The sequence below is a fragment of the Arenibacter sp. P308M17 genome (genome assembly GCF_003426735.1).
In the GTDB taxonomy this organism is placed as follows: Bacteria; Bacteroidota; Bacteroidia; order Flavobacteriales; family Flavobacteriaceae; genus Arenibacter.
In genome coordinates this window covers 34,210-42,275 of sequence record NZ_QVON01000014.1, presented here as the reverse complement: position 1 = coordinate 42,275, position 8,066 = coordinate 34,210, and the positions used below count along the sequence as shown (strand labels likewise).

Here is an 8,066-nt window from a genome sequence, read left to right as displayed (position 1 = left end):
TTACAAGAAATTACAGCAAGTTTAGATCAAGTTTACAAGAAGGGAATCCGGTAAATAAAATTATGCTAAGTTAGTAAATGTGGTTGGTGGGCCGCATACGGTACTCCCAGCTTTTTCAAGAATCGGGTACTTCGACCCTGTTTCAAAATTGGCCTATGCCGAGGTAGATACGGTGGTGAAAAAAGGAGGCCATAATGCTATTGAGACCACCAAGGGCTATATTAACGAAAAAGGCGAATGGGCCATCTTACCGGCTGAGGGAAGTAAATGGTAATCCCGTTTAATTTTGGCTTGTTCAATGTCCGATATTGCCACCATGAAATATCATTTGATATCAAAGAATATCCATAAAAACAAAAAACACTGAAAATCAATAGATTAACAGTGTTTTTGATGTTCCCTATTTCTAGGTTCGTCGGGGTGGCAGACCTAACTACCAAAACCCAAAACACTGTTTTACAGTTATATACAAAATTTAATTTCGTTTTGCACACCTAATTGCACACTCAAAACCAAGTAAGAACCCTAAAGATATTATTTGGTGTTCTTTAGTTTTATAAAGGTACAAAAAAATTAATCAGGTCTAATTCCTTGACCTTACATACTACATTTCAAGTAAGCAAAGCTAAAAAAATAAATTTTGCGGTTATAAGGGAAATAATTGAATTAATTGACGGTTAAGCAGTTCTAATCAAATAAAATTAGAAATTCTAGTTTAACGATTAACACTAATAGCCCATTCTATGAAAGTTGGCAAATGGTCAGTCATGATTACTTTTCATCCGTTAATCCAAATTAACATTTCTGAGCAAGAAACACTCCAACTTGCAAAACCTCCTTAATATATACCGTCAATGAAGACCGTATCCTGAAACCATCTATTGATTAGTATAATGGAAGAACATCAAAAATATAAATATCACTGGTTACCATTAAACTCTTTTTGATGTGACCATCAAGGAATATAATCTATGAGCTACCGAGTTAAACCATTAATATTTACTAAATTTTATGAAGGATATTTAAACAACAAATAGACAGGAACCATAAAATATTATCTTCATTACATGCATTCTAGCCAGTTTCAAAAGTGTTTGAGTCAATATTATATCAATAAATGAAGAAATAATTTAACAGTACCCCTGGGACATTAAATATCACCATAGTATGGTTATATCCTATTATTTCTAAATCATTATAAAAGTAGAATTCATTTTTTAAGTTTACTCAATAGACTGAAGATGAGGTTATGTTAAAATAATTTTTTTTCAATGTCTTCCAATGATTGACCCTTGGTCTCTGGAACGGTCAGATAAACAAACAGAAAACATATGGCACAGCTCACTGCAAAAACAAAAAAGACCTGCTCCTTAAGTACCGATAGCATTACAGGAAAGAATTGTGCTACCAAAAAATTACCGCCCCATAAAAAAATTACCGAAATGGTCATAGCCCTTCCCCTTACCCTATTGGGAAAAATTTCGGAAACCACTATCCAATAAACACCTCCCATACCGACGGAAAAAAAAGAGACATAACTTAATGTACACAACAGTAATAAAGTGCCTCGCTCTTCCGCATTCGGGAAAGCAATACCCAGTAAAATAAGAGAAACACCCATTCCAAATGAGGCGACCAACAATAATAAACGCCTACCTGTCCTATCCACCAGAAACAAAGAGATCAAGGTAAAGACCAACATCACCAAACCTATAATTATAGAGTGGCCATAGGCATCCCCTGTTGCGATTCCGGCCGTTAAAAAAATTCGGGGAGCATAATACATAATTACATTTATACCCGTAATGGCCTGAAAAAGTGCAAGTATCATGGCCATAATGGTAATTCGTCGTCTTTTGGGCCGAAACAATTCCCCTACGCTCCCTTCTTCCTCCTTTAAATTATTAAGGATTGCGGAATAGGTTGCCTCTACAGACTCAGGCCGTGTTATTTTTTGGAGAACCAACTTTGCTCTTTCCAATTTTTGACTTTTGGCCAGCCATCTGGGACTCTCCACTATAAAATATAGTAACAACAGATATAAAACGGCAGGTACCATTTCCGTTGCAAACATCCATCTCCATCCCAAATTGTTCATCCAATATTCATCGCCCAAGTCAATAATATATCGATTTGCGGTATAGGCCATTACCATTCCAATAATAATGGCAACCTGATTTATGGAAACCAATTTGCCGCGAATACCAGGAGGTGCAATTTCCGCAATATATATGGGTGTTGCCATAGACGCCACACCAACTCCGATACCACCGACCAGTCTTGCCATTATAAGAAATTCAATATTTATCGGAAAGGCACAGCCCAATGCCGAGATCGTAAATAGAAGTCCGGAAAAGAACATTCCTTTTTTACGCCCAAAGGTATCTAGGATCCAACCTGCACCGGCAACACCAAGGATACATCCGATCAATGCACAGGATACGATCCACCCCAAAGTGTTATCATTCAGTTTAAAGTGCGATTGTAATGCTTCGGTAGTACCGGAAATTACAGCGGTATCATATCCGAACAATATACCGCCAATGGCGGCAATACTGCTGATTACGTAAACATAGCCGGTTTTTGACATTTAAATTGGTCTGTTATAAGGTTTATTGAACGAGTTCTTTGGGAAGATCTATCCCCAACTCAATGCTCCAATCTTTGATTTGATTACATAAAGCGGGCTCCATAGGGATACCCTTTTTTGTTCTTTCCTTTTCGTTTCTATAATGATCATCTCCAGGAGCTTCCACTGGTACGTTGGGATCTTTTGCAGGCTGTTTTCGTGTCTCATCGGCCATATTCGATACGATTTCCGAAAAATTGGCTCCCCCAAAAAAACGGGAAGGATCAATTGCGATGACCAAAGATCCCAAATGCCTTTTCTTTGATAGGTCCCCATACATTTCTGATATATTCGGTCCCCATGGCATACCGTTAAGAGGCCCACAAAGCAAATCGATCATAAAGGCCAGGGCATATCCCTTATGCTCGGCCATAGGCTTTAGGCACCCTACCAAATCGGGATCATCCGTAAGATTCCCCTCAATGGTGTAAGCCACATCGGAAGGGATTTTTGCGTTTTCATACCTCGCGTTCATAACCTTGTTCCATGCTATTGCACTAGTAGCCATATCCAAACATAACGGCCTGCCATTACTGTTGGGAACACTTATACAAATAGGGTTTGTTCCAACGAATTTCCTGAATCCCCTATGCGGGGCCACAAAAGCATCCGAATGGGTAAATACTATGCCTATCAATCCTGATTCCGCAATCATTCTTCCATAGACTCCAATAGCACCACAATGGGAAGACTCCCTTACCCCAACGATTCCGATCCCATTTTTTTTGGCCAGTGCAATTGTTTCCCTGGTAGCGGCATCAACGACAACAATTCCCAACCCATGATCACCGTCCATATTTGCCGAACACGGCCCGGTATTTTCAATTTTAAGCTTAGGAACAGGGTTTAGCGATCCCGCTTTTATTCTATTTAAATAATGTGGAAAACGGGCAATTCCATGTGAATCGATACCCCATAGACTCGTTTGCACCAAACAATCCGTAACTACAGCGGCATCCTTATCCGATAGTCCCATTTTTATTAAACAAGCCCTTCCCCATTTGGAAAAAGATTCTGAGTTTACATATTTCATCTATTTAAAAATTTATATTAATTTGAAAATGAGTATAATAAAAATTTTCTGCATAGATCAACCGCTGTGCTTTCACACAAAAAATTTAATTGTTTACTCACAAATCCCTGCTTTTTACTTTTAGGTGTTCGTGAATCTTCGATTTCGGTGGGTATGCAAAAAATTAAATTTGTTTATGCTCATTTCATACTTTTAATTTGAGATATTAATAAAATTTACCCAATAATGGCCTACACCATCCTCCGTCAACGTCTACCAGATTTATAGGTGGAGCAAACAATTCATATTTGGATGCGGAAACATTCCGTAAGCATATATTTTCCAAAATAACCGTCTCGTTTCCCAATAGCTCCAAATGGGCCGGAAATGTTGGTTCGGAAGGAGGGTCTATGGTAAGGTAATCCAACCCTACGAGGATAATTCCATTGGAAGTACACCATTCAGCGGCCGACTTTTCAATATAGATGAAATTTGGATCCCAAGGTTCTGTCCAGTAATCAGAATTGCTATTCTTAGTTTTGAACAATAACCGTTCAGCATCTTTGGGAATATTGCACGATTCCAGTGCAGGGGCATCTATACATTTTTTTAGATGGGTCAAATCCAGAACATAGGCCGGACCCAACCAGTAATCCAAGGGGATCTCATGTAACTTTTTTCCATTGGGGATAAAATGCCATGGTGCATCCACATGGGAGCCATGGTGCAGGCCTCCGTTATAAAACCCTACATTGGCCGGATTCCCCTTTTCATGGCTCCAAAACGGCCATGTTAACCGGGGGCTCGGGTCTCCGGGAAATACGGTTATAGAGGATGATGACGGAATACTTATGTCTATATATTTCTCCATATTACTCTTCCCAATATTGAGCCCCCGGCAATGAGCCGTTCATTAAATATCCGCCATCAATGGTAATATCCTGACCCGTCATATATCCGGATTCATCACCGGCTAAAAATAATGCCGCCTGGGCAACCCAATCGGCGTGGGCAATTTCGCGCAGCGGAATTCTTTCATATAGGGATCTCTTCACCGAGTCGGTATACATCGGGGTTGTCAATTCGGTATATGTTGCACCGGGCCTGATAAAATTGGCCGTAATCTTATACGGGGCAACCTCTGAGGCCACCGTTCTGATAAAAGCTTCTATACCTCCTTTTGATGCGGTATAATGGCCACAGGAAGGTTCACTTAACTGGGCGTGGATGCTGGACATCGCAATAATTCTCCCTCCTTCATTTTTCTTGACCATTTCCTGCAATGCCTTCTGTGTACACAAAAACACACTTTTAAGGTTGGTTTTGATAATATCATCCCAATCTTTTTCCAGCATGTCCACAATTGGGGATTGCCTAATAATTCCCGCATTATTGACCAAAATATTCAATCCTCCCATTTTTTTGATGGCCTCCTTAAAAGCAGTATCCACTTGAAGCGAATCCCCAACATCGCATTGGATTGCATATGCAGTACCACCATCTCCTTGTATTTCATTTGCAACTGAGGAAGCTTTTTCACAATCAATATCCAAAATGGATATTATGGCACCTTCCTTTGCAAAAAGCTTTGCAATAGCTTTACCAATGCCATTTGCCGCACCGGTTATAATTACCTTTTTATTTGCTAATCTCATAGATACTTTATTGATTATTATAATGTTGTGTATTTTCTTCAAGGATTGGAAAAGGAACTAAAAGCAATCAAGGGACAACTTACCGTTGTCATGTACAAAGGGTTTTGTAGGTTACCTGACGGATGAAAACACTCATAGGGAGCTCCTAATCCGGATCCTTTTCTAAAGTCGTTCTCCTTTAGATCATCAATAAATTCTTTTGCCAGTTTTTGGGCCAGTAGAATATCGGTTTTGGCTATTGCAACGCACACCCACCCGGTTGGCGTTCCCCAATAGGCCCCGTTCTGATAGGTATTCTTGGGTGCCATGGAAAACTCCCATGCCGTAGAATTATCAAAATCGTCGGTAGTTAGGATATGTCTAATGTTGCCCCTATAGGCCAAATGGCCATTTCTATATGCATCGGACAAAAAACGACTCGTTTTATCACTATCTTCCTTGTTTAAAATATTGTGATACATTGCCAGGGAGGTGGACCATACGTCCGCCTGGCCCCCTTTGCCGTTGGAAGCCCTTAACATGCCCCTATCATCCATGAACACTAAAGGTATGGCTTCCTTTATCTTATGGGCAATACCCTTATATTTGGCCGCTTTTATTTTGTTATCCAACGCTTCAAACAGGTCGGCCAGTTGTAGGGATGCCCTATATTTTAAAATGGACGGATAGCAAAGGTCACCGGTTATGGTCTGCGCATCCCTATACCCAAAATCGATGCCCCTAAAATTATCGGTAGTAGTCACTATATGATTATCCAGTCTTGATGGGGGTACCTTATAGGCAAGTTCCAAACGATCTATAAGCCTGCTACCATTTATCTCCTGTCCCAAAATTGTAATTTCATTGGTCGATTTCAGATAATAATGGGCCATATGGATAAAGAAAAACTGATCCCCATAAGGCGGCGTCATTCCCCATTCCGGTGCTCCTTGTTCCCCATAGCTATAAGTGCCGGGGAAATAAATGGGCAGACTATCGTCCATACGTATATGATCTGCTATAGCTCCATAAGGGACCATGGCCCCGTTCTTTGTTATCCAGGTCCGATCCGCCTGGGTAGACGCCGTCAATAACAACATATGCTTTTGTTCTTTCCGGTCCACAAATCCGGTTTCCAAAGACATGGCATAATCCCGTATCCAAAAAGCGGGGTAACTTCCTCTTCCCCCCGGTTTTATAAGTACTCCCCCAGTATTATTATTTCCCATCATATCGGCAATTTTCTGTCCGGGATATATGCGCGAACTATCCATAACAACCTGGGCAAGTGTTTTCAGGAATCGAAAATCCCTACCACTTAAAATATCCTTTTTCGGCGATCTGTCCGATTGGGCATTCGATGATGTGATGAACCCTAGAAAACATAAAATCAGTATTGTTTTCCCTGTGAAATTGATTGCTTTTTTCAAAATAATTTTAGATTAAAATATAAAGCTCAAGATTGAAATGGTTTTGTACATTTTATAGAAAATCCTTTTTATTTGACCTATTCCCCACCTGGATTAAAATCGTCTGTTATCGGCAGGCATCCGGATCTTTAAATATTGGTGTTCTTCAATTATAGACAACTTGCATTTTTCCATAAACCGGAACTTTGGATAATAGCTTATATGAATTCTACTAATTGAGAAATACAACATACTACTCGGTTATTGCCAATTAACCGCCATATCAATATTTATGGTGTCACAATGGTTATATCCAATAAAATAATATCTTTGCAAGTGTATACATTTTTAAATGAGTCGCAATATATGATTTTTATTTAAAAGTGCATGCACTTTTAAATAAAAAATATGGATTCATTAAAAACAAAACGGGTCGGGGATACCTCGGACATCGTATTGCAAAAGCTTCTGGAAGCTATCGTAAACCGCTCATTTGCTCCCGGAGAACCCATTCGTGAAACACAGCTTGCCAAAGATTGGGGAGTAAGCCGCACACCGGTTCGGGAGGCCGTGCGAAGTGCCGCTGCTATGGGGCTAATGGAAATTAGGCATAACCAACGCCCTTTGGTAAAGGATTTTAGTCAAAGAGACCTCGTTAAATTAACCGATGTTAGGGCGGTAATAGAATTATTGGCCTTTGATTCTTCCATCGATATGTTGGTCGGGTCCAAAAAAGTAAAAAAATTGTTGGACATATCCATTAAGCTACAAAATTTCGGGCCTGACGATCCTTTTACCGAAAAGGCACTCGAACTTGATACGAACCTACATAGATTATGGGTGGATTCTTGCGAAAACCAATTTATAGTATTGGCCTTTGAATCATTGTGGACCTTTATACGTATCTTACAACGTGCTGCGGCCAATGATTTAAACAGGGCCGTAATAGCGTTATCCGAGCATATAGCCATCCTCCAAGCCATACATAAGGGAGATATACATGCTGCACGTAAACTCTTGGATGAACATTTAAGGTCTTCCACCCCGATCCTTCAGGAACTATTAAAAGAAAAAAAAGAACCCCCTAAATAACATTGCTCAAGACCTTTAAAGGACTTGTCAAACCCATGTCCATCGGATAATGCTATTGGGAGGTACTCCACCCAAAATTTTATACCAACGTATCAAGGAAGGCATAAAGCCCTCCTTGATCTTCTATTCGCCATTTTTTTATTGGCACAGCAAGGAACTATTTATCCCTCACATTCCGATACTACTCCTGAAAGGTACAATTTACATTACCGCCAATCTGTCCGTTTTTTATGAAATCTGCGTTGGGCAGCAACGGAATTCTTACTTATGGAACAATGGTCTATAGTATT

7 protein-coding genes are annotated in these 8,066 nt (G+C 39.9%); 2 read left to right on the top strand and 5 right to left on the bottom strand.

Annotated features, from left to right (window positions below; translation table 11 throughout):
• Nucleotides 1–79: 79 nt before the first annotated feature.
• Nucleotides 80–274: a hypothetical protein gene (locus D0S24_RS20955; RefSeq protein ID WP_147321492.1), complete on the top strand. Its 195-nt coding sequence runs from the start codon at nucleotides 80–82 to the stop codon at nucleotides 272–274.
• 978 nt (nucleotides 275–1,252) lie between these two features.
• Here the strand turns inward: D0S24_RS20955 and D0S24_RS20550 are convergent.
• From D0S24_RS20550 to D0S24_RS20530, 5 genes are all read right to left on the bottom strand, one after another.
• A complete protein-coding gene (locus tag D0S24_RS20550) occupies nucleotides 1,253–2,590 on the bottom strand; it encodes a sugar porter family MFS transporter (RefSeq protein ID WP_117021721.1) in 1,338 nt (445 codons plus the stop codon).
• 22 nt (nucleotides 2,591–2,612) lie between these two features.
• Nucleotides 2,613–3,662 (bottom strand): Ldh family oxidoreductase, encoded by a 1,050-nt coding sequence (locus D0S24_RS20545; RefSeq protein WP_117021720.1) that lies wholly within the window; start codon nucleotides 3,660–3,662, stop codon nucleotides 2,613–2,615.
• Between the two features lie 205 nt (nucleotides 3,663–3,867).
• Nucleotides 3,868–4,512 carry a cyclase family protein gene (locus D0S24_RS20540; protein ID WP_117021719.1) on the bottom strand — a complete coding sequence of 215 codons (645 nt, stop codon included), beginning with the start codon at nucleotides 4,510–4,512 and terminating at the stop codon, nucleotides 3,868–3,870.
• A gap of 1 nt (nucleotide 4,513) precedes the next feature.
• A complete protein-coding gene (locus tag D0S24_RS20535) occupies nucleotides 4,514–5,296 on the bottom strand; it encodes an SDR family NAD(P)-dependent oxidoreductase (RefSeq protein ID WP_117021718.1) in 783 nt (260 codons plus the stop codon).
• A gap of 38 nt (nucleotides 5,297–5,334) precedes the next feature.
• Nucleotides 5,335–6,705 carry a hypothetical protein gene (locus D0S24_RS20530; RefSeq protein ID WP_147321491.1) on the bottom strand — a complete coding sequence of 457 codons (1,371 nt, stop codon included), beginning with the start codon at nucleotides 6,703–6,705 and terminating at the stop codon, nucleotides 5,335–5,337.
• 387 nt (nucleotides 6,706–7,092) lie between these two features.
• On the opposite strand from D0S24_RS20530, the gene D0S24_RS20520 reads away from it, so the two are divergent.
• Nucleotides 7,093–7,776, top strand: a complete 684-nt coding sequence (locus tag D0S24_RS20520) for a GntR family transcriptional regulator (protein WP_117021713.1) — start codon at nucleotides 7,093–7,095, stop codon at nucleotides 7,774–7,776.
• Nucleotides 7,777–8,066 lie beyond the last annotated feature (290 nt).

Excerpts from the sequence above, each read along its gene's own strand:
- D0S24_RS20535 (WP_117021718.1), bottom strand. The coding sequence starts at position 5,296 with ATGAGATTAGCAAATAAAAAGGTAATTATAACCGGTGCGGCAAATGGC.
- D0S24_RS20550 (WP_117021721.1), bottom strand. The coding sequence starts at position 2,590 with ATGTCAAAAACCGGCTATGTTTACGTAATCAGCAGTATTGCCGCCATT.
- D0S24_RS20545 (WP_117021720.1), bottom strand. The coding sequence starts at position 3,662 with ATGAAATATGTAAACTCAGAATCTTTTTCCAAATGGGGAAGGGCTTGT.
- D0S24_RS20520 (WP_117021713.1), top strand. The coding sequence starts at position 7,093 with ATGGATTCATTAAAAACAAAACGGGTCGGGGATACCTCGGACATCGTA.
- D0S24_RS20540 (WP_117021719.1), bottom strand. The coding sequence starts at position 4,512 with ATGGAGAAATATATAGACATAAGTATTCCGTCATCATCCTCTATAACC.